This window comes from Sphingomonas sp. 22176, assembly GCF_052045505.1.
Taxonomy (GTDB): Bacteria; Pseudomonadota; Alphaproteobacteria; order Sphingomonadales; family Sphingomonadaceae; genus Sphingomonas.
Genome location: NZ_JBQEPL010000001.1, coordinates 519,297 through 542,412 on the forward strand (window position 1 = coordinate 519,297; position 23,116 = coordinate 542,412).

30 protein-coding genes are annotated in these 23,116 nt (G+C 67.0%); 13 read left to right on the forward strand and 17 right to left on the reverse strand.

Translation table 11 applies throughout. The annotated features are described in order from the left end of the window. Positions 1–18 precede the first annotated feature (18 nt). From ACTJKY_RS02450 to ACTJKY_RS02460, 3 genes are read right to left on the reverse strand one after another with little or no spacing between them, the layout of a single operon-like run. Positions 19–690, reverse strand: coding sequence for a M48 family metallopeptidase (locus tag ACTJKY_RS02450; RefSeq protein ID WP_440843978.1), 672 nt, complete (start codon positions 688–690; stop codon positions 19–21). After that, on the reverse strand, positions 687–1,130 hold the full coding sequence (locus ACTJKY_RS02455; RefSeq protein WP_440843979.1) for a YcgN family cysteine cluster protein: 444 nt from the start codon (positions 1,128–1,130) through the stop codon (positions 687–689). The genes ACTJKY_RS02450 and ACTJKY_RS02455 overlap by 4 nt, the downstream gene beginning before the upstream one ends. Continuing rightward, the gene (locus ACTJKY_RS02460; RefSeq protein ID WP_440843980.1) at positions 1,118–1,699 is read right to left on the reverse strand and encodes an SCO family protein; all 582 of its coding nucleotides are present in this window, start codon (positions 1,697–1,699) and stop codon (positions 1,118–1,120) included. Before ACTJKY_RS02460 ends, ACTJKY_RS02455 begins: the two co-directional genes overlap by 13 nt. A 71-nt stretch (positions 1,700–1,770) precedes the next feature. Between ACTJKY_RS02460 and ACTJKY_RS02465 the strand changes: the two genes are divergently transcribed. Then, positions 1,771–2,388: an ankyrin repeat domain-containing protein gene (locus ACTJKY_RS02465; RefSeq protein WP_440843982.1), complete on the forward strand. Its 618-nt coding sequence runs from the start codon at positions 1,771–1,773 to the stop codon at positions 2,386–2,388. Positions 2,389–2,395: 7 nt separating this feature from the next. Here ACTJKY_RS02465 and ACTJKY_RS02470 read toward each other — a convergent pair whose 3' ends face one another. The 11 genes from ACTJKY_RS02470 to ACTJKY_RS02520 form a co-directional block, all read right to left on the reverse strand. Further along, positions 2,396–2,893, reverse strand: coding sequence for an MmcB family DNA repair protein (locus tag ACTJKY_RS02470; protein WP_440843984.1), 498 nt, complete (start codon positions 2,891–2,893; stop codon positions 2,396–2,398). Between the two features lie 85 nt (positions 2,894–2,978). Then, on the reverse strand, positions 2,979–3,602 hold the full coding sequence (locus ACTJKY_RS02475; RefSeq protein WP_440843985.1) for a cell wall hydrolase: 624 nt from the start codon (positions 3,600–3,602) through the stop codon (positions 2,979–2,981). A gap of 197 nt (positions 3,603–3,799) precedes the next feature. Then, positions 3,800–4,141, reverse strand: a complete 342-nt coding sequence (locus ACTJKY_RS02480) for a DUF1491 family protein (protein WP_440843986.1) — start codon at positions 4,139–4,141, stop codon at positions 3,800–3,802. Beyond that, on the reverse strand, positions 4,138–4,605 hold the full coding sequence (locus ACTJKY_RS02485) for a PaaI family thioesterase (protein WP_440843988.1): 468 nt from the start codon (positions 4,603–4,605) through the stop codon (positions 4,138–4,140). The genes ACTJKY_RS02480 and ACTJKY_RS02485 overlap by 4 nt, the downstream gene beginning before the upstream one ends. Next, the gene (locus ACTJKY_RS02490; protein WP_440843989.1) at positions 4,592–5,059 is read right to left on the reverse strand and encodes a PTS sugar transporter subunit IIA; all 468 of its coding nucleotides are present in this window, start codon (positions 5,057–5,059) and stop codon (positions 4,592–4,594) included. Before ACTJKY_RS02490 ends, ACTJKY_RS02485 begins: the two co-directional genes overlap by 14 nt. Before the next feature lie 44 nt (positions 5,060–5,103). Continuing rightward, positions 5,104–5,703 carry a ribosome hibernation-promoting factor, HPF/YfiA family gene (gene hpf, locus ACTJKY_RS02495; RefSeq protein WP_121072758.1) on the reverse strand — a complete coding sequence of 200 codons (600 nt, stop codon included), beginning with the start codon at positions 5,701–5,703 and terminating at the stop codon, positions 5,104–5,106. A gap of 35 nt (positions 5,704–5,738) precedes the next feature. Beyond that, complete coding sequence (gene dnaQ, locus ACTJKY_RS02500) at positions 5,739–6,449, reverse strand: DNA polymerase III subunit epsilon (RefSeq protein WP_440843992.1); 711 nt, start codon at positions 6,447–6,449, stop codon at positions 5,739–5,741. Positions 6,450–6,456: 7 nt separating this feature from the next. Next, on the reverse strand, positions 6,457–7,062 hold the full coding sequence (gene coaE / locus ACTJKY_RS02505) for a dephospho-CoA kinase (protein ID WP_440843993.1): 606 nt from the start codon (positions 7,060–7,062) through the stop codon (positions 6,457–6,459). Then, a complete protein-coding gene (aroE, locus tag ACTJKY_RS02510; RefSeq protein ID WP_440843995.1) occupies positions 7,059–7,868 on the reverse strand; it encodes a shikimate dehydrogenase in 810 nt (269 codons plus the stop codon). The genes coaE and aroE overlap by 4 nt, the downstream gene beginning before the upstream one ends. Then, the gene (locus ACTJKY_RS02515) at positions 7,865–8,464 is read right to left on the reverse strand and encodes a Maf family protein (protein WP_440843996.1); all 600 of its coding nucleotides are present in this window, start codon (positions 8,462–8,464) and stop codon (positions 7,865–7,867) included. Before ACTJKY_RS02515 ends, aroE begins: the two co-directional genes overlap by 4 nt. After that, positions 8,464–9,279 (reverse strand): pyruvate, water dikinase regulatory protein, encoded by an 816-nt coding sequence (locus ACTJKY_RS02520; RefSeq protein WP_183049464.1) that lies wholly within the window; start codon positions 9,277–9,279, stop codon positions 8,464–8,466. The genes ACTJKY_RS02515 and ACTJKY_RS02520 overlap by 1 nt, the downstream gene beginning before the upstream one ends. A 377-nt stretch (positions 9,280–9,656) precedes the next feature. On the opposite strand from ACTJKY_RS02520, the gene hemE reads away from it, so the two are divergent. The 4 genes from hemE to ACTJKY_RS02540 all read left to right on the forward strand — a co-directional run bounded on the left by hemE (position 9,657) and on the right by ACTJKY_RS02540 (position 13,350). Then, positions 9,657–10,613, forward strand: a complete 957-nt coding sequence (gene hemE, locus ACTJKY_RS02525; protein WP_440843997.1) for a uroporphyrinogen decarboxylase — start codon at positions 9,657–9,659, stop codon at positions 10,611–10,613. Continuing rightward, positions 10,610–11,062 (forward strand): CopD family protein, encoded by a 453-nt coding sequence (locus ACTJKY_RS02530; RefSeq protein WP_440843998.1) that lies wholly within the window; start codon positions 10,610–10,612, stop codon positions 11,060–11,062. Before hemE ends, ACTJKY_RS02530 begins: the two co-directional genes overlap by 4 nt. Before the next feature lie 176 nt (positions 11,063–11,238). Next, positions 11,239–12,495, forward strand: a complete 1,257-nt coding sequence (gene rho / locus ACTJKY_RS02535; RefSeq protein ID WP_064313625.1) for a transcription termination factor Rho — start codon at positions 11,239–11,241, stop codon at positions 12,493–12,495. Positions 12,496–12,630: 135 nt separating this feature from the next. After that, positions 12,631–13,350 carry a TerC family protein gene (locus ACTJKY_RS02540; protein ID WP_141987815.1) on the forward strand — a complete coding sequence of 240 codons (720 nt, stop codon included), beginning with the start codon at positions 12,631–12,633 and terminating at the stop codon, positions 13,348–13,350. Positions 13,351–13,397: 47 nt separating this feature from the next. Here the strand turns inward: ACTJKY_RS02540 and ACTJKY_RS02545 are convergent, their stop codons facing one another. Both ACTJKY_RS02545 and ACTJKY_RS02550 read right to left on the reverse strand, forming a co-directional pair. Continuing rightward, positions 13,398–14,093: a dienelactone hydrolase family protein gene (locus ACTJKY_RS02545; protein ID WP_440844000.1), complete on the reverse strand. Its 696-nt coding sequence runs from the start codon at positions 14,091–14,093 to the stop codon at positions 13,398–13,400. Continuing rightward, positions 14,090–14,575, reverse strand: a complete 486-nt coding sequence (locus ACTJKY_RS02550) for a methylated-DNA--[protein]-cysteine S-methyltransferase (protein WP_440844002.1) — start codon at positions 14,573–14,575, stop codon at positions 14,090–14,092. Before ACTJKY_RS02550 ends, ACTJKY_RS02545 begins: the two co-directional genes overlap by 4 nt. Positions 14,576–14,621: 46 nt before the next feature. Between ACTJKY_RS02550 and ACTJKY_RS02555 the strand changes: the two genes are divergently transcribed. From ACTJKY_RS02555 to ACTJKY_RS02590, 8 genes are all read left to right on the forward strand, one after another. After that, positions 14,622–14,858, forward strand: coding sequence for a DUF6489 family protein (locus ACTJKY_RS02555; RefSeq protein WP_010542707.1), 237 nt, complete (start codon positions 14,622–14,624; stop codon positions 14,856–14,858). A gap of 11 nt (positions 14,859–14,869) precedes the next feature. Next, positions 14,870–16,153, forward strand: coding sequence for a tRNA uridine-5-carboxymethylaminomethyl(34) synthesis GTPase MnmE (gene mnmE, locus ACTJKY_RS02560; RefSeq protein WP_440844003.1), 1,284 nt, complete (start codon positions 14,870–14,872; stop codon positions 16,151–16,153). 80 nt (positions 16,154–16,233) lie between these two features. Beyond that, the gene (gene mnmG / locus ACTJKY_RS02565) at positions 16,234–18,069 is read left to right on the forward strand and encodes a tRNA uridine-5-carboxymethylaminomethyl(34) synthesis enzyme MnmG (RefSeq protein WP_440844004.1); all 1,836 of its coding nucleotides are present in this window, start codon (positions 16,234–16,236) and stop codon (positions 18,067–18,069) included. Then, positions 18,066–18,689 (forward strand): 16S rRNA (guanine(527)-N(7))-methyltransferase RsmG, encoded by a 624-nt coding sequence (locus tag ACTJKY_RS02570; RefSeq protein ID WP_440844006.1) that lies wholly within the window; start codon positions 18,066–18,068, stop codon positions 18,687–18,689. The genes mnmG and ACTJKY_RS02570 overlap by 4 nt, the downstream gene beginning before the upstream one ends. Continuing rightward, complete coding sequence (locus tag ACTJKY_RS02575; RefSeq protein WP_141987810.1) at positions 18,686–19,468, forward strand: ParA family protein; 783 nt, start codon at positions 18,686–18,688, stop codon at positions 19,466–19,468. Before ACTJKY_RS02570 ends, ACTJKY_RS02575 begins: the two co-directional genes overlap by 4 nt. Next, positions 19,465–20,361, forward strand: coding sequence for a ParB/RepB/Spo0J family partition protein (locus ACTJKY_RS02580; protein WP_440844007.1), 897 nt, complete (start codon positions 19,465–19,467; stop codon positions 20,359–20,361). The genes ACTJKY_RS02575 and ACTJKY_RS02580 overlap by 4 nt, the downstream gene beginning before the upstream one ends. Positions 20,362–20,423: 62 nt before the next feature. Next, positions 20,424–21,620, forward strand: a complete 1,197-nt coding sequence (locus ACTJKY_RS02585; RefSeq protein ID WP_440844008.1) for an FAD-binding domain-containing protein — start codon at positions 20,424–20,426, stop codon at positions 21,618–21,620. A gap of 85 nt (positions 21,621–21,705) precedes the next feature. Further along, positions 21,706–21,879 (forward strand): hypothetical protein, encoded by a 174-nt coding sequence (locus tag ACTJKY_RS02590; RefSeq protein WP_440844009.1) that lies wholly within the window; start codon positions 21,706–21,708, stop codon positions 21,877–21,879. Here ACTJKY_RS02590 and ACTJKY_RS02595 read toward each other — a convergent pair. Continuing rightward, the gene (locus tag ACTJKY_RS02595) at positions 21,828–22,898 is read right to left on the reverse strand and encodes an alpha/beta hydrolase (protein ID WP_440844010.1); all 1,071 of its coding nucleotides are present in this window, start codon (positions 22,896–22,898) and stop codon (positions 21,828–21,830) included. The genes ACTJKY_RS02590 and ACTJKY_RS02595 overlap by 52 nt on opposite strands. Positions 22,899–23,116 lie beyond the last annotated feature (218 nt).

Consider the following 23,116-nt stretch of genomic DNA (forward strand, 5'->3'; position numbering starts at 1 on the left):
GGATTTGGCAAGCGGAAGTTATTCGCGTCCCACCCAATGCAGGCTGGACCCGTGCTGGCGCAGCCAATGCCGGTGCGGGGTCGGGTCGGCGCCGTAGAGCTGCTCGACCAGCGCGTGGAACTCGGGGCCGTGATTCATGTGCACTCGGTGCGCAACTTCATGCGCCACCGTCGCCCGGCGGACCTCGCTGGGCGCCAGGATCAGCCGCCAGCTGTAGCGAATCACGCCGGTGGAGGCGCAGCTGCCCCAGCGGCTGCGCGCATCGCCGATCGCCACCTTGGTGACCCGCACCCCGGCCAGCGCGGCATAATGCGCGGTTTCTTCGCTCAGCACGCGGAGCGCCTCGGCACGCAGCCAGCGCTCGACGCGGCGACCCAGCCCGTCTTCGCTTCCGCCGCAGAGCAACTGGTCGCCCTCGCGCCGCACACCGCGCACCCCAGCCGCGGGCCAGACGATCGTCAGCATGCCATCGCCGAACGGCACATGCGCACCGGGCACGAACGGCCGCCCGCCCGGCAGCCGCTCGCGCTGGGCGTCGATCCAGCCCTGCTGCTCGCCCACCCATTGCATCGCCTTGGCGAGGCTCGCGCGCGGCGGGATGGTCAGTCGTACCTTGCCGTCGCGGGGGTCGATCGCGAGCCGCATCCGCCGCGCACGGGGATGGCGGATCACTTCGAGCCCCTCGATCAAAGGCGGCGGTCCGTCATGTGATGTTCGAGATCGCCGGCATCGTCTTCGGAGATGGTCCAGCCGCGGGTCGATTCCCCCGCCTTGTGCACCGCCTCGCGGTCGCCCGAGACGAGATAATGCCAGTCGGGCAGCTTCTCGCCGTTCGCGCGCAGGCGATAGGCGCAGGTGGTGGGCAGCCATTCGATGTCGCGCACGTTGCGCGTCGTCAGCCGCACGCACTCCGGCACATAGGCCCGGCGGTGCTTATAGTCCTTACACAGCCCCATGCGCCGATCGAGCAGCTTGCAGGCGACGTTGGTGGCGAACAGCTCGCCCGTTTCCTCGTCCTCCAGCTTGTGCAGGCAGCATTTGCCGCAGCCGTCGCACAGGGCTTCCCATTGCGCGCGGTCTAGGGCCTCCAGCGGCAGATCTTCCCAGAATTTAATGGTCAACGCACCCAATGCTCAAGCTCGGCGACGATCGCCGGAGGATCCTTTTCCAGCGGCAGGCTGGTGATCGGCTTGCCGTCCGGCCCCATCAGATAGGCCACTTCGGTATGGCCCATCAGATAGCCCGACGGCGTCGGCTGCTTCATATAGGCGACCGCATATTCCTTTGCCACCTGCGCGATTGCGTCGGGCTTGCCGGTCAGCCCCACCAGCCGCGGGTGAAAATTAGCGACATATTGCTTCAGCTGGGCCGCGGTATCCCGCTCGGGATCGACCGAGATGAACAACGGCACGATCTTCTGCGCGGTGCGAGGCACCTGCTTGTCGAGCGTGCGCAGCGCCGCGCCGATCTTGGTCAGGTCGGTCGGGCAGACATCCGGACAATAGGTGTAGCCGAAATAGACGATGCGGTATTTGCCCGCAAAATCGGCATCGGTGACGGTATTGCCGTTCTGGTCGGTGAGGGTGAACGGCCCGCCGATCCGCGCGCCGGCCAGCGGCGGTTCGCCGGGGCTGCTCGCCCCGCAGGCCGCCAGCGCCAACATTGCGGAAGCTATCAACGCGCGAAACATCCAGTTCATGGTATCTACCGCCAGTCTTTGCTAGGAACGCTCCTGCATCCGTCGCCCGTATCGAAGGTACCGATCCAGCAATGACGTTCCGTCTCGCCTCTGCCGCCGCCGCGGCGCTTCTCCTCCTGCCGCTTCCGGCGCTCGCCCAGGGCATGGGCCAGCCGCGCGAGAGCATCCAGTTCCTCGACGCGATCCGTAAGGCGGACGGGAACAAGGTCAACGAGTTCCTGCGAGACAAGGCAGCCTCGATGATCAACGTCAAGGATCCCTATGGCACCGGCGAGTCGGCGCTGCACATCGTCGTCAAGCGCCAGGACCCAACCTACCTCACCGTGCTGATCAACCAGCCCGGCATCAACGTGAACATCCAGGATCGTGACGGCAACACGCCGCTGATCTTCGCCGCTGGCCTTGGCTGGGCACCCGGCGTCGACGCGCTGCTCGCCAAGAAGGCCAACGTCAACCTGGCGAACAATGGCGGCGTCACCCCGCTGATCCGCGCGGTCCTCGCCCATGACGCCGAGGTGGTGAAGAAGCTGCTCGACGCAGGCGCCGATCCCGATCGCAGCGATTTCGGCGGTGGCCTGTCGGCGCGCGAATATGCGAAGCGCGAGACTCGCTATCCCTCGATCGCCAAGCTGCTCGCCGACGCGCCAAAGGTCGGCCGCGCCGCGGCGGCCGCGGGCCCCAAGCTCTAACCGACGCTCAGAACCCGTCGGCGACGTCGGGATCGAGCATCCCCAGCAGCCTTCGTCCCGCTCGGCGGGCGAAGGCGAGGGTGGCCTTGCGGCGGGCAGGGGCCGCCAGCGGCACCGTCGCCGCCTCGCGCGCCACCGCCGCGTCATAGCGATCGGCAACGATCAGCCCGGTCCGCTCCGGCAGGAAATGCGGCTGGTCGAGCGGGCGCAGGTCGAACCCGTGCGGCACCGCCCAGAAGAAACGATCGCAATGGCCGAGATATTCGGGCCATTTGGCGTCGCCGAGCAGATCGGCGCGCGACACCTTGACCTCGACGATGACGATGTTGCCGCGCGCATCCAGCGCCATCAGATCGACCCTCCGGCCGCCCTCCAGCGGCACCTCGCCGATCGCCACGCAATCGTGGCGCAGCAGCATCCGGCACACGCCCCGTACGACATCGGCCGCGACCAGCGCCTCGGCTTCAGGGGTCGGGGCAGGGGGCAAAGGGGTAAGCGCGTTCATCGGTGGAACATAGAACATTTCACGAACACAGAAAAGCCGCCGAATCGCTTCGGCGGCTTTTCAAGCGCGAGCGGGGAGTTCCCGATCAGCGATAGAAGATGTGGTTCCCCACGGTCGCGACCGTGGCACGACCCTGGGCGCCGCTGACGTAGCGCGCATGGAAATAGAGCGCGTCGCCGGCGGGGCTCTCCCAGAGATTCTTGCGGGCGACCTGGGCCACGGCAAGCGCGCGGCGCCAGTGCGCATTCGCCGGCGGCGTCGGCAGCTTGCCGCCGCGCACGAACGAGAACTGGCCCTTCTGGGTCACCACCGAGCAGGCCGAGCCGGGGAAGCGGCCCGAGGTGCTGCGGTTCAGGATCACGTCGGCAACCGCGAGCTGGCCGGACAGCGGCTCGCTGCGGGCTTCGAAATAGACGCCGGTGGCGAGGCAGCGGAGTTCGCGATCCTCTTCGAGCGCAGCAACGTCTTCCTGCGCGGCGACCGCGTCGGAAAGCGTGGCATATTCCGGGGTGGCATCGTCCTCGGCATCGGTGCCCTGCTGCTCGACCGCTGCCTGAGGCGCGGGAACCTGCTGGGAAGCAAGGACGTTCTGAATCTGTGCCGGTGCCGGTGCCGGCTGCACCGTCGCCTGAAGCTTCGCTTCCTGCTGGGGGAGCGGGCTCAGGTTGAGCGTGGCGGCATTCGCAAGTGCGCCAGCGCAAAAAGTCACAGCTGCGAAAGTCGCAGCCCGTGGCAGAAACTTCATTTCATATCTGTATTGTGCGGTTGGCGTGCGAGCGGCCGCTGCTCCCGAGGAGACTGGACCGTCGGACTTACCCCCCGACTGCGTAACCGATCGACTTCACACCCCGAACGGCACAACGCGAATTGACGTGGTGAACCCTTTCGCGGGCGAGGGCCGGACTGTCAACAAAGGTTCATCGTTTCAGCGGCGAACCGTTCGCCGCCTGCGATATCCAGTTCCACGACCCATAGATCGGTGTCGCGTTCGCGGCGGCGCCGCCAATAGGCGCTGGCCTCCGCCTCGTCGGCCAGTTGCTGGGGGCCGGAGGGGAGCAGGGCGGGCACGCCCTCCGGACCGATGCCGCGTTCGAGGAAGCGAGGCTGCGTGCCGCGATCGAGCAGCAGCAGCAGAATCGCACCCGAGGTCGCATCGCCCTTGGCGAGAACCATCGCCGAGCCGCCGGCACTATCCGCCCGCCGCACCAGCGCGCTCACCAGCACCGCGCTGGTCAGCCGCGGAGTCATGCGGTGCGATAGCCGGGCAGGCTGGCGAGCGCGATCCGCGAGCGCATGAAGGTGCCGGTGCCGCGCGCAGCTTCCTCGCCATGGGCATCGATCAGCCGCGCTTCGGCGACGAACACGCGGCGCTGCCCGCTCACCCAGCGGCCTTCGGCGATCACCGGCCCCTCGGGCAGCGGCCTGGTCAGCAGCAGGTTGAAGGCGGTGGTCAGAAGGAAGCGATCAGTGACCAGGCTGTTGGCCGCATAGAAGGCGGCATCGTCGAGCATCTTGAAATAGCTGGTGCCGTGGGTCGCCCCGGCGGCGTGGAAATAGCGCGAGTCCACGTCGAAGCGGATCCGCGCGATCCCCGCCTCGGGAATCTCGAGCACCGAAGGGAAGAGCTGGTTGATCGGGGCGGCGGCGTAGAGCGATTCGAGCGCCCGGTAATGCGCCTCGGCGCCCGTGGGCGCCGATTCAGGCGGCGTCACGCGCCTCGACTCCGGTGAGCAGCACGTAGAGCGCGTCCTTCGAGCCGGCGCCGCGCAGCTTCTCGGCAAAGGGGCGCTCGCGCAGCCGTCGCGAGACCGAGGCGAGCGCCTTGAGATGCTCGGCTCCGGCGTTGGTCGGCGAGAGCAGCATGAACACCAGATCCACCGGCAGATCGTCGACCGCGCCGAAATCGAGCGGCTGCTCCAGCCGGGCGAACACGCCGCACACGCGCGGCAGCTCGTCGAGCCGGGCATGCGGGATCGCGATGCCGCCGCCGAAGCCGGTCGAGCCCAGCCGCTCGCGCTCGGTCAGCCGCTCGGCCACCAGCTTGGCGTCGACCCCGTAGGTCGCCGCCGCACTGGCACCAAGCTGCTGGAACAGCGCCTTCTTGTTGCCCGCCGTAACCCCGGCGAGCACCGCCTCCGGTACGAGCAAATCGCTCAGATCAGTCATTTACTCGTTCCAAAGAAGCGGCTGCCCGCCTGCAAGCCGGCGCCTTACGCCGGTGCGCGGTTGGGCTCAACCCAGCCAATCGTTCCGTCACCGCGGCGATAGACCATATTATAGGCGCCCGTACCGCTGTTGCGGAACAACAATGCGTTGGTATTGCGCAAGTCGAGCATCATCACCGCGTCCGAAACCGTGGCCTCCGGCACATCGACGCGGGTCTCCGCGATCACCAGCGGGGCGTCGGCGACTTCCTCTTCCTCGCGTGCTTCCTGGAACAGGGTATAGCCGGCATTGTCGAAGCCATTGTCATAGGCACCGCCCTCTGCCAGCGCGATCACCTCGGTGGGACGTCGATCCTTGAGGCGTCGGACATAGCGTCGCAGCTGCTTGTCGATCCGGTCCGCCGCGCCGTCGAACGCGCCATGCGCCTCCATGCCCGCGTTCGTCGCCTTGAGCACCAGGCCCTGCGTCACGTGCATCACGATATCGCAGGTGAAGCCGTTGTCGTGCGGGCCCTTGCCGAAGGTGATCTGCGAGGAAATGGCCCGAGAGAAATATTTGTCGGCGATACCCTGGACCCGATCCGTCACCTGCGTCTTGAGCGCTGCGCCCGTATCGACCTGATGCCCCGAGATCCGGATATCCATAATGTACCTCCACTTCGCAATTAAGGACGAGCGACCTAGGGGTGCACCGAAACCGCGTCGATTGTGGGAACACCCCATAGCGGCTCGTCCAGGGACTTCAGAAACGCTGCGTGGCGCTCAAGTTCCACCGCACTCGCGGTGAACCGCCGCGCCGGCCGGATATGTACCCGAGTCGGCGCCTCCGCGACGGTCTCCGGCACCACCGGCACTTCCTCCGCCAGGCCCAGCGTGATCTGGCGGCCGCCGGTGAGTTCGACATAGACCTGCGCCAGCAGCTGCGCGTCGAGCAGCGCGCCGTGCAGCGTACGCGCGCTGAGATCGATGCCGTAGCGGCTGCACAGCGCGTCGAGCGTGTGCTTGGCGCCCGGGTGCCGGGTGCGCGCGAGCACCAGCGTGTCGACCATGCGGCCGAGATCGATCAGCGGCCGGCTGCACTTGCCCAGCTCGCCATTGAGAAAGCTGAAATCGAAGCCCGCATTGTGCGCGACCATCGGCGAATCGCCGATGAAGGCGAGCAGATCCTCAACCACGTCGGTGAACAGCGGCTTGTCGGAAAGGAATCGTTCGGACAGGCCGTGGACGTTGAACGCCTCCACCGGCATCGGCCGCTGCGGATTGATATAGGCGTGGAAATGGTTGCCGGTGGCAACCCGGTTCACCAGCTCGACACAGCCGATTTCGACGAGGCGGTCGCCGCCTGAGAAGCTGAGTCCCGTCGTTTCGGTGTCAAACACGATTTCCCGCATGGAGCGCTTATCCACCCACAGGCGGCGCGAGGCAAGCGATGACCGTGCGTACGCAATCTTCCGTAACCTGCAGGCCTTCCCCGGTGGGGATCACGAAATCGGCACGGGCGCGCTTTTCGGCGTCGGGCATCTGGCGCGCGAGGATCGCCTCGAAGCGCTCTGCGGTCATGCCGGGGCGGGCGAGGACCCGCGCGCGCTGAATCGCCGCGGGTGCGGACACCACCGCGATCTTGTCGACATGCCGCCAGCCGCCGGCCTCGAACAGCAAGGGTACGTCGAGAAGCACCAGCGGCGACTCGGCATATGCGGCCAGGAACGATTCGCGCGCGTCGGCGACGGCAGGGTGGAGAATCGCTTCGAGTCGGGCGAAGGCGGTGGGATCCGCCATCACCGCTTCGCGCAGCAACGTCCGATTCACGCCCAGCGCGGTCGTGGTGTCGGGGAACTCGGCCTCGATCGCCGCCACCGCCGCACCATTCGGGCCCTGAAGGTGGTGGACGGTCGCGTCGGCGTCGAACACCGGCACGCCGTCCGCCGCGAACATCGCCGCCACGGTCGACTTGCCCATGCCGATCGAGCCGGTGAGGCCCAGCACGATCGGCCGCCTGCTCATGCGGTGAGCAGCGCGCGCAGTTCCTCGTCGCGGTCGCGCGGGGGCTCGGCGCCGAAGAAGAGCTCGAAGGCGAGCGCAGCCTGGCCGACCAGCATCTCGAGGCCGTCTACCGTGTCCAGCTCACGGCCCCGCGCCTGGGCGAGCAGCGGCGTCTCGAGCGGGGCGTAGACGATATCATACACTACCGCGTGCTCGGGCAGGGGATCGAGGTTCAGGTCGAGCGGCGGCTGGCCGTCCATGCCGAGCGGGCTCGCATTGACCAGCAGGTCGGCCGCAGGCAGCGGTGCGCCGATCGGCAACGCATCGCCCTTCACCCCGAAGCTGGAGAGCAGCGCCGCCGCCTTGAGCACGTTGCGGTTGAGAATCGTCACTTTGCCGATGCCGATGCGGGAGAGCGCAAACAAGACCGCCCGGGCGCCGCCGCCGGCACCGACGACCACCGCATGGCTGCCTTCCAGCTCCAGCCCGGCGATCGGCGAGAAGAAGCCGCCGGCATCGGTGTTGGTGCCGATCAGCGTGCCGTCCTCGCCGCGGATCACGGTGTTCATCGCGCCGATCGTGTTTCGCACCCCGCCGGGATCACCGACCAGATCCATCACCGCGAGCTTGTGCGGAATGGTGACGTTGCAACCGCGCCAGTCGGCATCGTCCTTCGCGCGGGCGAAATAGCCGGCAAGATCGTCGCCCAGCACATGGGTGCGGCGATAATCGCCCTCGTTGCCCATCGCATCGAGCCAGAATCTATGGATGATCGGCGATTTCGAATGAGCGATCGGATCCCCGATCACCTCGGCATAGCGAGTCACTTGGGCATCACTCCCCGGGTGCGCAGATAGTCGAGAATCGGCAGCAGCGGCATGCCGAGGATGGTGAAATGGCTGCCTTCGGTGCGGCTGAAGAGCTGCACGCCGGGCCCTTCGATCCGGAAGCAGCCGACGCACCCGGCGATGGCCGGCCATTCGACGTCGAGATACGACTCGATAAACGCCTCGCTCAGGGGGCGGACGTGGAGTCGCGCCCGGTCGACATAGCGCCACACCGGCCGACCGCCCTCGGCGATCACCGCGGCGCTGTAAATGTCATGGGTCTTGCCCGACATGCGCTGGAGATGGTCGCGCGCCTGTTCGCGGCTCTCGGGCTTGTCGAGCAGGCTGCCATCGTCGAGCGCGACGAGCGAGTCTCCGCCCAGCACCAGCGCCTGGGGCGCCATGCGCGAGACCTTGAGCGCCTTCAGCTCGGCGAGTGCGTCGGCGAGGTCGCGCGGACTCGTGCCTTCGGCAAGCAGCGATTCCTTCGCGCTGGCCTCATCGACCAGGGCGGGCAGCGCCTCGTGCGCCACGCCCGCCGCATCGAGCATCGCCCGGCGGGAGGCGCTCTGGGAGGCGAGAACGAGTGTCGGCATTATCGGCGGTCCATTTCACGGTCGTTGCACAGCTGGATGATCGCGGCCGCGGTCTCCTCGATCGAGCGGCGGGTCACGTCGATCACCGGCCAGCCATTGTCGGCGAACATCCGGCGGGCGAAGGCGATCTCGCGCTGCACCGCTTCCTGGTCGACATAGTCGGTCTCGGGCGCCTGGTTGAGCGAGAGCAGCCGGTTGCGGCGGATCTGCACCAGCCGATCGGCGCTGGTGGTGAGCCCGACGATCAGCGGCCGCTGCAGCTGGAAAAGCTTGGCCGGCGGCGGCGATTCCACCACGATCGGGATGTTCGAGACCTTGTAGCCGCGATTGGCGAGATAGATCGACGTCGGCGTCTTCGACGAGCGGGAGACGCCGGCGAGCAGGATGTCGCTTTCCTCCCAATCCTCCCAGCCGATCCCGTCGTCATGCGCGATAGTGAACTGGATCGCATCAACGCGGGCGAAATAGGCGGCATCGAGCATGTGCTGGCGCCCCGGCCGCGCCTTGGCTTCCTGGCCGAGCAGGTTGGACAGCGCATGGCTCACCTGGTCGAGCGGCGCGATCGCCGGTAGCCCCAGCGCACGGCAGCGCGTCTCCAGCATGCGGCGGATGTCGCGATTGACCAGCGTGTAGATCACCAGCCCGGGGTTCTGCGCGATCTCCTGCAGGATGCGCTCGAGGTGCGCCTCGCTGCGCACCATCGGCCAGAAATGGCGCAGCGGCTCGACATCGTCGAACTGCGCCAGCGCCGCCTTGGCGATGTTTTCCAGGGTCTCGCCGGTGGAGTCCGAGAGCAGGTGCAGGTGCAGCCGCATCAGGCTGGGGACCGATCTGTGCATAACATGTCGAACAAGCGGTAGCGTAACCTCGGCATCGGGCCAACCCGCCCGATTCCGCGATTCAGCTGGTGATTCGTCCACAGCAGCGTCCCCAGCTTGTGCTTTTCATTCACAGCCTGTGAGTCTTGTGGACAGATTTTCCGAATCCGTGCGATTCCGCATAGCGACAGGAGTCAAATTGTTGGCAACTGACTCACATCACCATAAGCCCCGGCTTTCACCGGCCAACAGACTCCAACATCCTGAGAATCGAATCTTCTAGTAGTGGGATCCCGGCTCTGACTCTTCGCGCTTCCAAGCCGCTGCTCGCGACCCTGCAAGGGACTCGCCAGCCCGTTCCGCCCGTCTGGCTCATGCGCCAGGCCGGCCGATACCTGCCCGAATACCGTGCGCTCCGTGCCGAGAAGGGCGGATTCCTCGCACTCGCGATGGATTCCGACTCCGCGGCCGAGATCACGCTGCAGCCGATCCGCCGCTTCGGCATGGACGGCGCGATCCTGTTTTCCGACATCCTCGTGGTGCCGATGGCCCTCGGCCAGCAGCTCTGGTTCGAGACAGGAGAGGGCCCCAGACTTGCCCCGACGGTGACGGCGCGGGACGTGCTCGACGGCTTCGATGCCGATTCCAGCGTCCTGGAACCCATCTACGGCACGATTCGGCGGGTGAAGGCGGTCCTGGACCCCCAAACCACCTTCCTGGGCTTTGCGGGCTCTCCCTGGACCGTGGCGACGTACATGATTGCCGGCCAGGGCAGCCGCGAGCAGGCCGAGGCGCGCCGGCTCGCCTATCGCGATGAGGGCCTGATGCAGGCGCTGGTCGATCGCATCGCCGACCAGACCATCGCCTATCTGCGCGCCCAGGCCGAGGCGGGCGTGGAGGCGGTGCAGCTGTTCGACAGCTGGTCGGGCAGCCTCAGCCCCGCTCAGTTCGAACGTTGGGTGATCGCCCCCAATGCGCGGATCGCGGCAGCCGTTCGGGATCTGGTGCCCGTAATTGGATTCCCGAAGGGGGCAGGGGGCAAACTCGCCGCCTATGCTCGCGAAACCGGTGTGGATGCGATCGGACTCGACGAGACGGTGGACCCCGCCTGGGCCAACGCAGTGCTGCCGGAGGGGCTGCCGGTGCAGGGCAATCTCGATCCGCTGGCGCTGATCACCGGCGGCCCGGTGCTGGACAGCGCGATCGACCGGATCCTCGCGGCCTTCCCGGAGCGGCCGCATGTGTTCAACCTGGGCCACGGCATCCTGCCCGACACGCCGATCGCGCATGTCGAGCAGCTGCTGGCTCGCGTGCGGGGGACCGCGGCATGATCGGCTGGCTCGGTAGTGCTTATCTGTGGGTGAAGGCGTTCCACGTCATCTTCGTGGTGTTCTGGATGGCGGGGCTGTTCCTGTTCCCGCGCTACCTAATCCACCACCAAGAAGCGCTGGGCACGCCCGAGGCGGCGGCCTGGGCGAGGCGCGAGGCGTTGCTCAAGCGGATGATCCTCACGCCCTCGATGCTCATCGTCTGGGTTCTTGGGCTGGCGCTATCGGCCAATATCGGGCTGTTCGAAGGGCAGCCGGGCATCGGTTGGCTCCATGCCAAGCTGCTGCTCGTCGTGCTGCTCAGCGGCTATCATGGCTGGGCGGTGGGCTATGCGCGGAAGCTCGGCCGTGGCGAGGCGCCGATCGCGACCCGCACGCTGCGCTTCCTCAACGAAGTGCCGGCGCTGGCGCTGGTCTTCATCGTCATCCTCGCCGAGGTGAAGCCGTTCTGAGAACCACTGCGATTCGGCGGGGTAAATCTGCGCCGAATCGCAGTTGACTTGGCGGGAGCCCCCACCTAATTTTGTGGCTGTGTACCGGACCTCGGTGCATCCTTCCTTCAAGCATCGAATCCTGCGCGTACCTATCGCCGATCGACGCTCTCCCCCTTAGAATTTCCGGACCTTACATGCATCTCAAGGACCTCAAGAAAACCGCCCCCGCCGAACTGGTCACGATGGCCGAGGCACTGGGCGTCGAGAGCGCGTCGACGCTGCGCAAGCAGGACCTGCTTTTCGCCATCCTCAAGGCCCAGGCCGAACAGGGTGACCAGATCATGGGCGAAGGCACGATCGAAGTGCTGCCCGACGGCTTCGGCTTCCTCCGCTCGCCCGAAGCCAATTATCTCGCCGGCCCCGACGACATCTATGTCAGCCCCAACCAGGTCCGGAAGTTCGGCTTGCGCACCGGCGACACGGTGGAAGGCGAGATCCGCGGGCCGAAGGACGGCGAACGCTATTTCGCCCTCACCAAGCTCGTGAAGGTCAATTTCGACGATCCGGATGCGGTGCGCCACCGCGTCAACTTCGACAACCTGACGCCGCTCTATCCCGAGCAGAAGCTGCGCCTCGACACGCTCGACCCGACGGTCAAGGACAAGTCGGCCCGCGTGATCGACATCGTCGCGCCGCAGGGCAAGGGCCAGCGCGCGCTGATCGTTGCCCCGCCGCGCGTCGGTAAGACGGTGCTGCTGCAGAACATCGCCAAGGCGATCACCGACAACCATCCTGAAGTCTTCCTGATCGTGTTGCTCATCGACGAGCGCCCGGAAGAAGTCACCGACATGCAGCGTTCGGTGAAGGGCGAAGTGATCAGCTCGACCTTCGACGAACCCGCGACGCGCCACGTGCAGGTCGCGGAAATGGTGATCGAAAAGGCCAAGCGCCTGGTCGAGCACAAGAAGGACGTGGTGATCCTGCTCGACTCGATCACCCGCCTCGGCCGCGCCTACAACACCGTGGTGCCGAGCTCGGGCAAGGTGCTGACCGGCGGTGTCGACGCCAACGCCTTGCAGCGCCCGAAGCGCTTCTTCGGCGCGGCGCGCAACATCGAGGAAGGCGGCTCGCTCTCGATCATCGCCACCGCGCTGATCGACACCGGTAGCCGCATGGACGAAGTGATCTTCGAAGAGTTCAAGGGCACCGGCAACTCGGAAATCGTGCTCGACCGCAAGGTGGCGGACAAGCGCATCTTCCCGGCGCTCGATGTCGGCAAGTCGGGCACCCGCAAGGAAGAGCTGCTGGTCGAAAAGGCCAAGCTCACCAAGATGTGGGTGCTGCGCCGCATCCTCATGCAGATGGGCACCATCGACGCGATGGAATTCCTGCTCGACAAGATGAAGGATTCGAAGACCAACGAAGACTTCTTCGACAGCATGAACCAGTAACGCAGGCGCCTGCCTTCGTGATTTCGGAACGGCCGGGCTTGAGTGCCCGGCCTTTTTGCGTTTGGCTGCAGGGAACGTCTCGGCTCGGGCAAGCGTAGGCGTTGCGTGCGCCGATCAGGGCGCTAGGGTTTTGGCATGATCGATCTTCTTCTCAGCGCAGCCGCCGGGGGCGTCGGCTCCCCGCTCGACATCTGGCAGCACATCGTCGCCGATTTCTCCAATCTCGGCGATCCGGCGGCATTGGCCGCGTTCGGATCGGTGCTGATGATCGACCTGGTGCTGGCCGGCGACAATGCCATCGTCGTCGGCGCGCTGGCGGCGGGGCTGCCCGCGGACCAGCGCAAGAAGGTGATCCTGATCGGCATCGGTGCTGCGCTGGTGCTGCGGATCGCCTTCGCGCTGATCGTGAGCTGGCTGATGGGGATCGTTGGGCTGATCTTCGCGGGCGGGCTGCTGCTGCTCTGGGTCAGCTGGAAGTTCTGGCGCGAGATCCGCCATGGCGGCGAGAGCGCGGGATCCGAAGAGATCGAGGGTGACGAGCGCTCGGGCGTACGTGCCGCGCGCAGCTTTGCCGGGGCGGCCTGGGCAGTCGCTGTGGCAGACGTTTCGATGAGCCTCGACAATGTCCTGGCCGTCGCAGGTGCGGCGCGGGAGCACCCTGGCATCCTGGTGGTCGGGTTGCTGCTGTCGGTGGCGCTGATGGGGCTGGCGGCGAACCTGATCGCGAAGCTGATCGATAAGCACCGCTGGATCGCCTATTTCGGCCTGGCGGTGATCGTCTTCGTGGCGTTCAAGATGATCTATGAGGGCTGGGTGGGCACGCCTGGCACTGCCGGCATCACCAGCCTGTTCTGAGCCCCCAGGCCCCCTCCCTGCGCGGCAGGGAGGGGCGGGCAGGGGCGTCAGCCGAGGTTCGCGGCGAAGAAGTCTGCGGTGCGCTTGTCGGCGAGTTGTGCGGCTTCTTCCGAGCGGCGCTTGCCGAGTTCGGCGGCGAAGCCATGGTCCTCACCCGGATAGTCGTACAGCGTGACCTTGGGGTGATTGTCCAGCCCCTCGTGCATCTTCGCCTGCACCTCGGGCGACACGAAATGATCGGCCTCCGGGATGTGCAGCATCAGCGGCTTGGCGATGGCGTGCTTCTCGTCGAGCAGTCCGTCGATCCCCACGGCATAATAGCCGACGCTCGCATCGATGTCGGTGCGCGCCGCGGTCATGTAGGCGAGACGGCCGCCGAGGCAGAAGCCGACCGCGCCGACCTTGCCGCCGCCCAGCTCGGCACGCGCCACCTGGATAGTCGATTCGATATCGGCGATGCCCTTGTCCTGATCGAACTTGCCGAACAGGTCGAGCGCCTGCTGGAACTCCTCCGACACGTCCGCATCGAGCTCGATGCCGGGCTTGAGGCGCCAGAACAGGTCGGGCGCAATTGCCAGATAGCCGTCGCGCGCGAAATCCTCGCACTTCTGGCGGATGCCTTCGTTCACGCCAAAGATTTCCTGGATCACGATGATCGCGGCGCGCGGGGTGCCTTCGGGGCGCGCGACATAGGCGGAGAAGCTGCCGCTTTCGTCCAGCGCGTCGATCGTCAGATTGCTCATAGCAGATAGTCTCCGGTTAAGCGCCGCTCATGCTCGAGCAGCCAGGATTTGGTGATCGGCCCTTGCCCGGCCGAATAGGCGCCGAGTCCGCCGCCTTGGTTGAGGATGCGGTGGCAGGGTACAACGAGCGGAAACGGGTTTCGTGCACATAGTTGACCGATCGCGCGGGCGCTTGAACCCAGCGCACGCGAAAGTTCGCCATAGCTGATGGTCTGTCCGAACGGCACCGCGATCAGGCCCTCGCGCAAACACGCGCCGCGCGGCGTCGAGGCCGGCGACAGTGCCACGTCGAACGCGCGCCGTTCGCCGGCAAACCATTGTTCGAGCTGCTCCGCTGCCATGCGGACCGCGTCGGCGCTCCCGCGGCTTGGCGGACCTCCCGCGTCGATGGTGATCCGCTCCAGATACCCGTCCTTGCCTTCGATCCGGATCGGGCCGATGGGCGTTGCGATCAGGGCATGGTCGCGCGCATACATGGCCATGGCCTAGCAGGCGGCCGGGGATGCACTCAAGCGCGGAAGGGATCACATGAAGATCAACGTCGAAGTCGAGTGCACGCCGGAAGAAGCCCGCCGCGCCATGGGACTTCCGGACCTGACGCCGGTGCACGATCGCTATGTGCAGCTGATGGTCAAGGCGATCGAGAACCACGGCACCCCGGAAGGCTTCGAGCAGATGATGCGCAGCTGGGCGCCGATGGGCGAGGCGGGGATGAACTTCTGGCGCGGCATGTTCGACGCCGCGACCAAGAAGCCCGGGAGCTGACGGCGCCCCGCATGGACACGATCTTCGCGGTTTCGAGCGGCGCTCCGCCCGCAGCGATCGCGGTGCTGCGCATCAGCGGCGCGCAGGCCTTTGCTGCGGTGCAGCAGCTTGCGGGCGATGTTCCCGCACCGCGGCGCGCTGCGCTGCGCACCTTGCGCGATGCGGCGGGCGAGCCGCTCGACCAGGCACTGGTGCTGTGCTTCCCGGGCCCGCGATCGGCGACCGGCGAGGATCTTGCCGAGCTGCACCTGCATGGCGGCCGCGCCGTCGTGCGTGCGGTCGAGGCGGCGCTGGCGAAACTTCCCGAACTTCGCGCAGCGGAGGCAGGGGAGTTCACTCGGCGGGCGCTGCTTCACGGCCGGCTGGACCTGAGCGAGGCCGAGGGGCTGGGCGATCTGCTGATGGCCGAAACCGAGGCGCAGCGGCGCGCGGCGATCCGCAGCGCGGGCGGCGCGGTGCGGCGCCATGCCGAGGACTGGACGACGCGGCTGCTCGGCCTCGCCGCGCGCATCGAAGCCGAGCTCGACCACGGGGATGAGGATGACGTTGCCGGCGCCGATCCGCTGCCGGCGCTGCGATCGGGGGCGGCGGCGCTGGGCAGCGACATCGCCGCCGTGGCCGCAAGGCCGCCGGTCGAGCGGCTGCGCGACGGGTTGCGCGTCGCGCTCGGCGGCCCGCCCAATGCCGGCAAGTCTACCCTGTTCAATGCCCTTGCCGAGCGCGACGCGGCGATCGTGTCGCCGATCGCCGGTACCACGCGCGACCGCATCGAAGTGCCGGTGGTCCGTGAAGGGATAGCCTGGCTGCTGATCGACACCGCCGGGCTCGCGGAGGAAACCGACGACCCGATCGAAGCGATCGGCGTGGCACGCGCCCGCGATGCGTTGGCTGAGGCCGACATGCTGCTGTGGCTGGGCGACGATCCGCCACCGCCGCATGCCTGTGCCTTATGGGTCCATGCCCGCGCCGATGTCGAGGGCCGCGCGCCCGCGCAGCCAGATCAGCTGGTCGTGTCGGTACGCGAGGGCAGGGGGCTCGATACGCTCTGGCAGCGCATGGCGGTGCTCGCTTCCGACCTGCTCCCGCCGCCCGACCTCGTCGCACTCAACGCGCGCCAGCGCAGTTGGTGCATGGCGGCTGCCGGCGCCTTGGCACGCGCTGCATCACTCATGGACCCGCTGCTCTTCGCCGAGGAGCTCCGCGCCGCGCGCCGCGCGCTCGATGCGATCACCGGTCACGCCGGTGTCGAGGACGTGCTCGACGCCCTGTTTGGGAAGTTCTGCATCGGTAAATAAAGTGTTCCACGTGGAACACGCATGGGGCGTTCCACCGCACCCCTCTGGACAAGCGCGCGCCGAAGGCGTTTAGCGGTGCCATGCAATTCGACGTGATCGTGATCGGCGGCGGCCATGCCGGTACCGAGGCAGCGGCTGCGGCCGCGCGCCGTGGTGCCCGCACCGCGCTGCTCAGCTTCGATCTGGAAAAGCTGGGCGCGATGTCGTGCAACCCGGCAATCGGCGGGCTCGGCAAGGGCCATCTCGTCCGCGAGATCGACGCGCTCGACGGGCTGATGGCGCGCGCGGCCGACGCCGCCGGCATCCATTATCGCATGCTCAACCGCTCCAAGGGCACTGCCGTCCAAGGTCCTCGCGTCCAGGCCGATCGCACGCGCTACGCCGCAGCGATCCAGGCGACGCTGCGTGCACAAGACCATCTGAAGCTCGTCGAGGGCGAAGCGGAAGCGCTGATCCTTGAGAGTGGTCGCGTCGCGGGTGTGCAGCTGCGCGACGGCACCCGCCTGGCTGCGCCTGCCGTCGTGCTCGCCACCGGCACCTTCCTCGGCGGCCGGCTGTTCCGCGGCGAGGAGCGGTTCGAGGGCGGGCGGGTAGGGGAGGCATCCGCGCTTCGCCTCGCCGCGCAGCTGCGCGAGCTGGCACTACCGATGGGTCGGCTCAAGACCGGCACGCCGCCGCGGCTCGACGGCCGCACGATCGACTGGGCGCGCACCGAGGAGCAGGCCTCGGATGCCGAGCCGTGGACGATGTCGGCGATGAACGCGACGCGCCCGCTGCCGCAGCTCCATTGCGCGGTCACCCGCACGACGCAGGCGACGCACGATGCGATCCGCAGCGGGCTGGATCGCTCGCCGCTGTTCACCGGCGCGATCGAGGCGCAGGGGCCGCGCTACTGTCCCTCGATCGAGGACAAGGTCCACCGCTTCGGCGACCGCGACGGGCACCAGGTGTTCCTGGAGCCCGAGGCGCTCGACCATCACTGGATCTACCCCAACGGGCTCTCGACCTCGCTCCCGGCCGACGTGCAGGCGGCAATGATTGCGTCGATCCCGGGGCTGGAGCAGGCGGTCATCACCGTGCCCGGCTATGCGGTCGAATATGACTATATCGATCCGCGCGCGCTGGAATCGACCTTGGCGCTGCCGCAGATCCCCGGCCTGTTCTTCGCCGGCCAGATCAACGGCACGACGGGCTATGAAGAGGCAGGCGGGCAGGGGCTCGCCGCCGGCGCCAATGCCGCGGCACTGGCGCTGGACATCGCGCCCTTAGTGCTCGATCGCGCCACCTCCTATCTGGGCGTGATGATCGACGACCTGGTGCTGCAAGGGGTGACCGAACCCTATCGCATGCTCACCGCCCGCGCCGAGTTCCGCCTGCGCCTGCGGGCTGACAATGCCGAGACGCGGCTGGGTCCGATTGGCGAGGCGCTGGGGCTGCTCGGTTCGGAGCGCCAGGCGCGGCTCGACCGTAGCCGAGAAGGCCGGGAGAAGCTCGACGTGATCTTCGCGGTCGAGCGCACCGCGCATCAGCTTGCCACCCGCGGCGCACCCGTGGCGCAGGACGGCGCGAAGCGGCCGGCGCGGGAGTGGCTGCGCTTCCCCGGCGTCGCGCTCGAGCATGTACTGGATGCTGACCCGGATGCCGATCCGGCGCTGTTGGCGGAGTATGTCGAGGACGCGCGCTATGCACCCTATCTCGAACGCCAGGATGCCGAGGTTGCGCAGCTGCGCGCGAACGACGCCGTGCGGTTGCGGGTCGACATGAACTATGCCGCCATTCCCGGGCTGTCGAACGAGATGGTCGAACGGTTGAGTGTCGCTGCCCCAGAGACGCTGGGGGCCGCTGCTCGCATCCGCGGAATCACCCCCGCCGCACTCTCCTCCATATTATTGCACGCGCGAAAGGCCGTGGCATGAACGAAGACGAAGCCAAGGCCTGGGTACGCGACCGCTTCGGTGTTTCACGTGAAACACTGGTTGCCACGTTCGGCGACATCCTTGTCGCGGAAGCCGAGCACCAGAACCTGATCGCGCGCTCGACGCTAGATAGCCTCTGGGGCCGCCATCTCACGGACTCCGCCCAGCTGGTGCCGTTGGCCGAAGCGGCGGGAGAGGGAGCCTGGCTGGATGTCGGCAGCGGTGCCGGATTGCCCGGCATTGTGGTGGCGCTGCTCACCAATCGTCCCGTCCTGCTGGTCGAGCCGCGGACCAAGCGAGTCCAGTTCCTTCGCGATGCCGCCGACCAGCTCGGGATCGGCGGCCGCGTGACGGTGATCGGCAGCAAGGTGGAATCCTATCGTCCGGATCGGCCCGTGGCCGTTGTGTCCGCCCGAGCGGTCGCCGAAATGTCCGCGCTGATGTTATCCACAGTGCACTGCACCGATTCGTCCACAGTCTGGTTGCTGCCCAAGGGGCGGAGTGCGCAATCGGAGGTGGATGCCGCGCGCGCGAAATGGCAAGGTCGGTTTCACGTGGAACCCAGCATCACGCAGCCGGACTCGGGCATCGTGGTCGCAACACAGATAGGCGCCAGATGATCACCATCACGATCGCCAATCAGAAGGGCGGGGTGGGCAAGACCACGACCGCCATCAATGTCGGCACCGCCCTCGCCGCGACCGGCAAGCGTGTGCTGCTGATTGATTTCGACCCGCAGGGCAATGCCTCGACCGGGCTCGGCATCGGCCGCGGCGATCGCGAGCATTCGAGCTACGACCTGCTGGTGTCGGACGCCGATCTCGAAGATGTGGCGGTGCCCACCACCGTGCCGGGCCTCGACGTGGTGCCGGCGACGCAGGACCTATCGGGCGCCGAGATCGAGCTGATCGAGTTCGATGCGCGTACCCACCGGCTCGACGCCGCGATCAAGCGCCACCAGGCCGAGCGCTGGGATGTGATCCTGGTCGACTGCCCGCCCTCGCTGGGGCTGCTGACGGTCAATGCGATGGTTGCGGCGCACGCGCTGCTGGTGCCGCTCCAGTGTGAGTTCTTCGCGCTGGAAGGGCTCAGCCAGCTGCTCAACACCGTCGAGCGGATCCGCACCCGGTTCAACCCGGGCCTGTCGATCCTCGGCGTCGCGCTGACCATGTATGATCGCCGCAATCGCCTGACCGACCAGGTTTCGGACGATGTCCGCGCAGTGCTGGGCAGGGTGGTGTTCGACACCGTCATCCCGCGCAACGTCCGCCTGTCCGAAGCGCCGAGCCACGGGGTGCCCGCGCTGATCTACGATCATCGCTGCGCCGGCTCCGAAGCCTATATCGCGCTCGCCCGCGAAGTGATCGACCGCCTTCCCAAATTGCAGAAAGCCGCATGACCGAATCTCCCGCCGCCGCCCGCAAGCCCCGCCCCGGTCTCGGCCGCGGGCTTTCCGCGTTGCTGGGCGACAGCATCCCTGAAGAGCCGATCAAGGGTAATCCGACCAGCGCCTCGGGCGTTCGGATGCTGCCGATCAGTTCGCTCGTCGCCGATCCCAACCAGCCGCGACGCCATTTCGACGAGGAGGCGCTGGACACGCTGGCGGAGTCGATCCGTACCCGCGGGCTGATCCAGCCGATCTTCGTCCGGCCGCATGGCCAGAGCTTCCAGATCGTCGCGGGCGAGCGCCGCTGGCGGGCGGCGCAGCGGGCGCGGCTCCACGAGGTACCGGTGATCGTCCGAGAGCTGAGCGACGCCGAGACGCTTGAAATCGCGCTGATCGAGAACATCCAGCGCCAGGACCTCAACGCGATCGAAGAAGCCGAGGGCTATGCCCGGCTGATCCGCGAGTTCGGCCATACCCAGGAGGCGCTGGGCAAGATCGTCCACAAGTCGCGCAGCCACATCGCCAATTTGCTGCGCCTGCTCGACTTGCCAGTGCCGGTGCGCGAAATGGTGGTCGATCGCTCGCTGGAGATGGGCCATGCCCGTGCGCTGATCGGTGCACCCGATCCCGAAAAGCTGGCACGCGAAGTCGTTGCCAAGGGGCTGTCGGTGCGCGATACCGAGAAGCTGGCACGCACCGCCAAGCCGGCGTCCAAGCGCAAGGTCAGCGAGAGCCGCAGCGAAGGCGACCCCGATATCACGGCGCTGGAGCGGCATTTGGGCGACGTGCTGGGTCTCAACGTCCGCATCGCGCATGGCGAGAAGGGCGGCACGCTGACGGTCAGCTATTCGACGCTCGACCAGCTCGACATGATCTGCCAGCGGCTGAGCGGCGAGCGGATCTGATCGGGTTCCGCTGTCCCTAGTGGCAGGTTTGACCTTTTGGAGCAGCATGGCAGCCTGTCGTCATGCTGCTCTCCGCACCGGGCCGTGGGCCGATCCTGTCCTTCGACTTCCCGCTGTCGCGCAGCGCGGCGCTCGCGCGGCTTAACGCGTTTCTGCCGCACGCGGGGGCGGAGTATGCCCAGTATCGCAACGAGGAGCGCGGGCAGGGGCGGCACCATGCCGTGTCGCGGCTCTCCGCCGCCCTGCGCCGCCGGCTGGTCAGCGAGGCCGAGGTCGCCGAGGCGGTGATCGGCTTGCACGGCTATTCGGCAGCCTCCAAATTCGTCGCCGAGCTGTTCTGGCGGACCTATTGGAAGGGATGGCTGGAGCAGCACCCCTCCGTATGGGCTAACTGGCGATCGGCGTGCGCGCGGTTGATCGAGCAGGGGGTGCCGGACGGCTACGCGGCGGCGCTCGACGGCCGGACGGGCATTGATGCTTTTGACGTCTGGGCGCGGGAGCTTCGTGAGACGGGCTATCTGCACAATTGGGCGCGGATGCAGTTCGCCTCGATCTGGATCTTCACGCTGGGGCTGCCTTGGGAGCTCGGTGCGGCATGTACCTTTCGGCACCTCGTCGACGCGGACCCCGCGTCGAACACGCTTTCGTGGCGCTGGGTTGCCGGGCTGCACACGCGAGGGAAGCCGTATCTGGCGGACGCAGAGCGAATCCGGATGATGACGGGCGGGCGTTTCAACCCGGTGGGCCTGGCAACACAGGCTAACGTTCCACGTGAAACATTTCTTCCGGAGCCAGCTCCGATCCGAGCCCCAGTACTTCCCGAGCTGCATACCCCATCGCTGTTGCTGCTGACGCCGGAAGACCTGTCGCTGGAGAACGAGACGAAGCTCCACGCCCTCGACGTGCGGCGCGTGATCGCCTGTCGCCAGCATTGCAGCGGCGCCGCCGACATTGCCGCGGTCGCGGACGGGCTGCAGCGCGCGTCGAGCCATTGGCAGGTGCCGGCGCTTTGGGTGGACGATATCGACGCCGCACTGGCAGTCGCGCAGGCCGAGAACTGTGCGCAGATCGTTACCGGCTACGCGCTCGTGGGACCCATTGCGGAGTCGCTACAATCGCATCCCGAAGGGGCGGGGGTCCGTATCGCCGAATATCGTCGCGCCTGGGACGAGCAAGCCTGGCCCCATTGCCGAAAGGGCTATTTCGCCCTCGCGGAACGCATCCCCGAGCTGCTCGCACCTGCGCGGATTGAAGTGTAGCAGTGCGGCAAAATGCTGGATCATGGTAAAGAAATGGTGAACACTTCGTCGCACTGCAGCGTTGGCGCAGGACGAGGGGTGAGGCATGATCGAGCAGCTGCACGACGACCAATGGCGGGGCCACGGCTCCGAGGCGCTGCGCCCGACCTGGCATGACGCCGCGCGCGACGCGATCCGCCACCGGCTCGCGTCGCCCCAGGAGCGGCCTCAGCGCTGGTTCGGGAAAACCAGGTTCTTGCTGAAGAAGGGCAGGACGTAATTCTGGAACCGGTCGGCCACCGCGCTGGTGTGGTCGCCCGGATAGAGGGTGAAGCTGTTGGCGACGCCGTAGCGGTCCAGCGTCTCGTGCAGCGCCTGCGCGTCGCCACGCAGGCCGTCCTTGTCGCCGACGTCGATCGCGATGGCGCGATAGCGGCGCAATTCCCCGATATATTGGTCGACGAACGCCAGGGGTGCGTTGGCGGCCCATTTCGCCAGCACCTCGGGCCGCTGCTTGCCGTTCTCGATCGGCAGGTCGAGATAGAGCGGCGGCGCCTTGGGATCGGGTGACCAGGCCGCGGCGGCCGCCAGCGTGGCGCGCAGGCCCCAGGGGAGCTTGGTCGCATCCTCGCGAGTCTTGATCGCCGCGATCTGCGCGAGCCCATTGGCATCGAGCATGCTCGCGTCGCGTGCCGAGAGGCAGCAGGGGCTCATCATATAGACCGCGCCGAACACATCTGCATGCTTCATCCCGATGCGGCTGGCGCCATAGCCGCCCATCGAATGGCCGACCAGGCCCCGGCTCTCACGCGTCGCGATCGTGCGGTAATGCGCATCGATATAGGCGACGAGATCATGCGCGACGAAGCGCTCGAAGTCGCCCGTGGTCGGCGAGCTCGAATACATCGATCCGTTGTGCAGCGTCTTGCTGTCCGGCAGCACCAGGATCACCGGCCTGGCGCCGAGCGCATAGGCGCCCTCGACGACCTGGGGGACATGGATCTCCTTGATCCACTGCTCGGCGCCGATCGAATAGCCGTGCAGTGCATAGACGACAGGATAGCGTTTGCGGGGCGCGCGGGCATAATCGGGCGGCAGCACCACGATCACGTCGCGGTCGGCGCTCTCGCCTTCCAGATTGCCTTCGATCGCGGGCGAATGGACCTTGATCCGCTCCACCGTCACCGCTTTGGCACCGGCCACCACCGGCGGTATCTGCGTCTGGACCTGTGCCACTGCCGGGGCCATCCAGAGGCTGGCCAGCAGGGCGGCGCCCACCACGACGTATCGACTGCGCATCGCATTCTCTCCCTTGTCGGCCGTAGCGGCCATCGTTTCTTGTCGGCAGTGCACCAAGGAACGTGCTGACCAGCAGCGTTCATCAGCAACGATCGGCGTTGTGCGCCCCGATGTACGGTAGCGCTATCATCTGCCTAAATACAGCAACCGGAGCGCCAGAAGAAGAGACGCGTCAACGCATGCCCCACCACCGGCTTGCATGCCGGCGGTGCATCGCG

What these genes read in the sequence shown, in the direction of transcription:
- ACTJKY_RS02460 (WP_440843980.1), bottom strand. Translation starts at nt 1,699, where the DNA reads ATGAACTGGATGTTTCGCGCGTTGATAGCTTCCGCAATGTTGGCGCTG.
- ACTJKY_RS02465 (WP_440843982.1), top strand. Translation starts at nt 1,771, where the DNA reads ATGACGTTCCGTCTCGCCTCTGCCGCCGCCGCGGCGCTTCTCCTCCTG.
- ACTJKY_RS02470 (WP_440843984.1), bottom strand. Translation starts at nt 2,893, where the DNA reads ATGAACGCGCTTACCCCTTTGCCCCCTGCCCCGACCCCTGAAGCCGAG.
- ACTJKY_RS02480 (WP_440843986.1), bottom strand. Translation starts at nt 4,141, where the DNA reads ATGACTCCGCGGCTGACCAGCGCGGTGCTGGTGAGCGCGCTGGTGCGG.
- ACTJKY_RS02490 (WP_440843989.1), bottom strand. Translation starts at nt 5,059, where the DNA reads ATGACTGATCTGAGCGATTTGCTCGTACCGGAGGCGGTGCTCGCCGGG.
- hpf (WP_121072758.1), bottom strand. Translation starts at nt 5,703, where the DNA reads ATGGATATCCGGATCTCGGGGCATCAGGTCGATACGGGCGCAGCGCTC.
- dnaQ (WP_440843992.1), bottom strand. Translation starts at nt 6,449, where the DNA reads ATGCGGGAAATCGTGTTTGACACCGAAACGACGGGACTCAGCTTCTCA.
- coaE (WP_440843993.1), bottom strand. Translation starts at nt 7,062, where the DNA reads ATGAGCAGGCGGCCGATCGTGCTGGGCCTCACCGGCTCGATCGGCATG.
- ACTJKY_RS02515 (WP_440843996.1), bottom strand. Translation starts at nt 8,464, where the DNA reads ATGCCGACACTCGTTCTCGCCTCCCAGAGCGCCTCCCGCCGGGCGATG.
- ACTJKY_RS02520 (WP_183049464.1), bottom strand. Translation starts at nt 9,279, where the DNA reads ATGCGGCTGCACCTGCACCTGCTCTCGGACTCCACCGGCGAGACCCTG.
- hemE (WP_440843997.1), top strand. Translation starts at nt 9,657, where the DNA reads ATGCGCCAGGCCGGCCGATACCTGCCCGAATACCGTGCGCTCCGTGCC.
- ACTJKY_RS02530 (WP_440843998.1), top strand. Translation starts at nt 10,610, where the DNA reads ATGATCGGCTGGCTCGGTAGTGCTTATCTGTGGGTGAAGGCGTTCCAC.
- rho (WP_064313625.1), top strand. Translation starts at nt 11,239, where the DNA reads ATGCATCTCAAGGACCTCAAGAAAACCGCCCCCGCCGAACTGGTCACG.
- ACTJKY_RS02540 (WP_141987815.1), top strand. Translation starts at nt 12,631, where the DNA reads ATGATCGATCTTCTTCTCAGCGCAGCCGCCGGGGGCGTCGGCTCCCCG.
- ACTJKY_RS02545 (WP_440844000.1), bottom strand. Translation starts at nt 14,093, where the DNA reads ATGAGCAATCTGACGATCGACGCGCTGGACGAAAGCGGCAGCTTCTCC.
- ACTJKY_RS02550 (WP_440844002.1), bottom strand. Translation starts at nt 14,575, where the DNA reads ATGGCCATGTATGCGCGCGACCATGCCCTGATCGCAACGCCCATCGGC.
- ACTJKY_RS02555 (WP_010542707.1), top strand. Translation starts at nt 14,622, where the DNA reads ATGAAGATCAACGTCGAAGTCGAGTGCACGCCGGAAGAAGCCCGCCGC.
- mnmE (WP_440844003.1), top strand. Translation starts at nt 14,870, where the DNA reads ATGGACACGATCTTCGCGGTTTCGAGCGGCGCTCCGCCCGCAGCGATC.
- mnmG (WP_440844004.1), top strand. Translation starts at nt 16,234, where the DNA reads ATGCAATTCGACGTGATCGTGATCGGCGGCGGCCATGCCGGTACCGAG.
- ACTJKY_RS02570 (WP_440844006.1), top strand. Translation starts at nt 18,066, where the DNA reads ATGAACGAAGACGAAGCCAAGGCCTGGGTACGCGACCGCTTCGGTGTT.
- ACTJKY_RS02575 (WP_141987810.1), top strand. Translation starts at nt 18,686, where the DNA reads ATGATCACCATCACGATCGCCAATCAGAAGGGCGGGGTGGGCAAGACC.
- ACTJKY_RS02580 (WP_440844007.1), top strand. Translation starts at nt 19,465, where the DNA reads ATGACCGAATCTCCCGCCGCCGCCCGCAAGCCCCGCCCCGGTCTCGGC.
- ACTJKY_RS02585 (WP_440844008.1), top strand. Translation starts at nt 20,424, where the DNA reads ATGCTGCTCTCCGCACCGGGCCGTGGGCCGATCCTGTCCTTCGACTTC.
- ACTJKY_RS02590 (WP_440844009.1), top strand. Translation starts at nt 21,706, where the DNA reads ATGATCGAGCAGCTGCACGACGACCAATGGCGGGGCCACGGCTCCGAG.
- ACTJKY_RS02595 (WP_440844010.1), bottom strand. Translation starts at nt 22,898, where the DNA reads ATGCGCAGTCGATACGTCGTGGTGGGCGCCGCCCTGCTGGCCAGCCTC.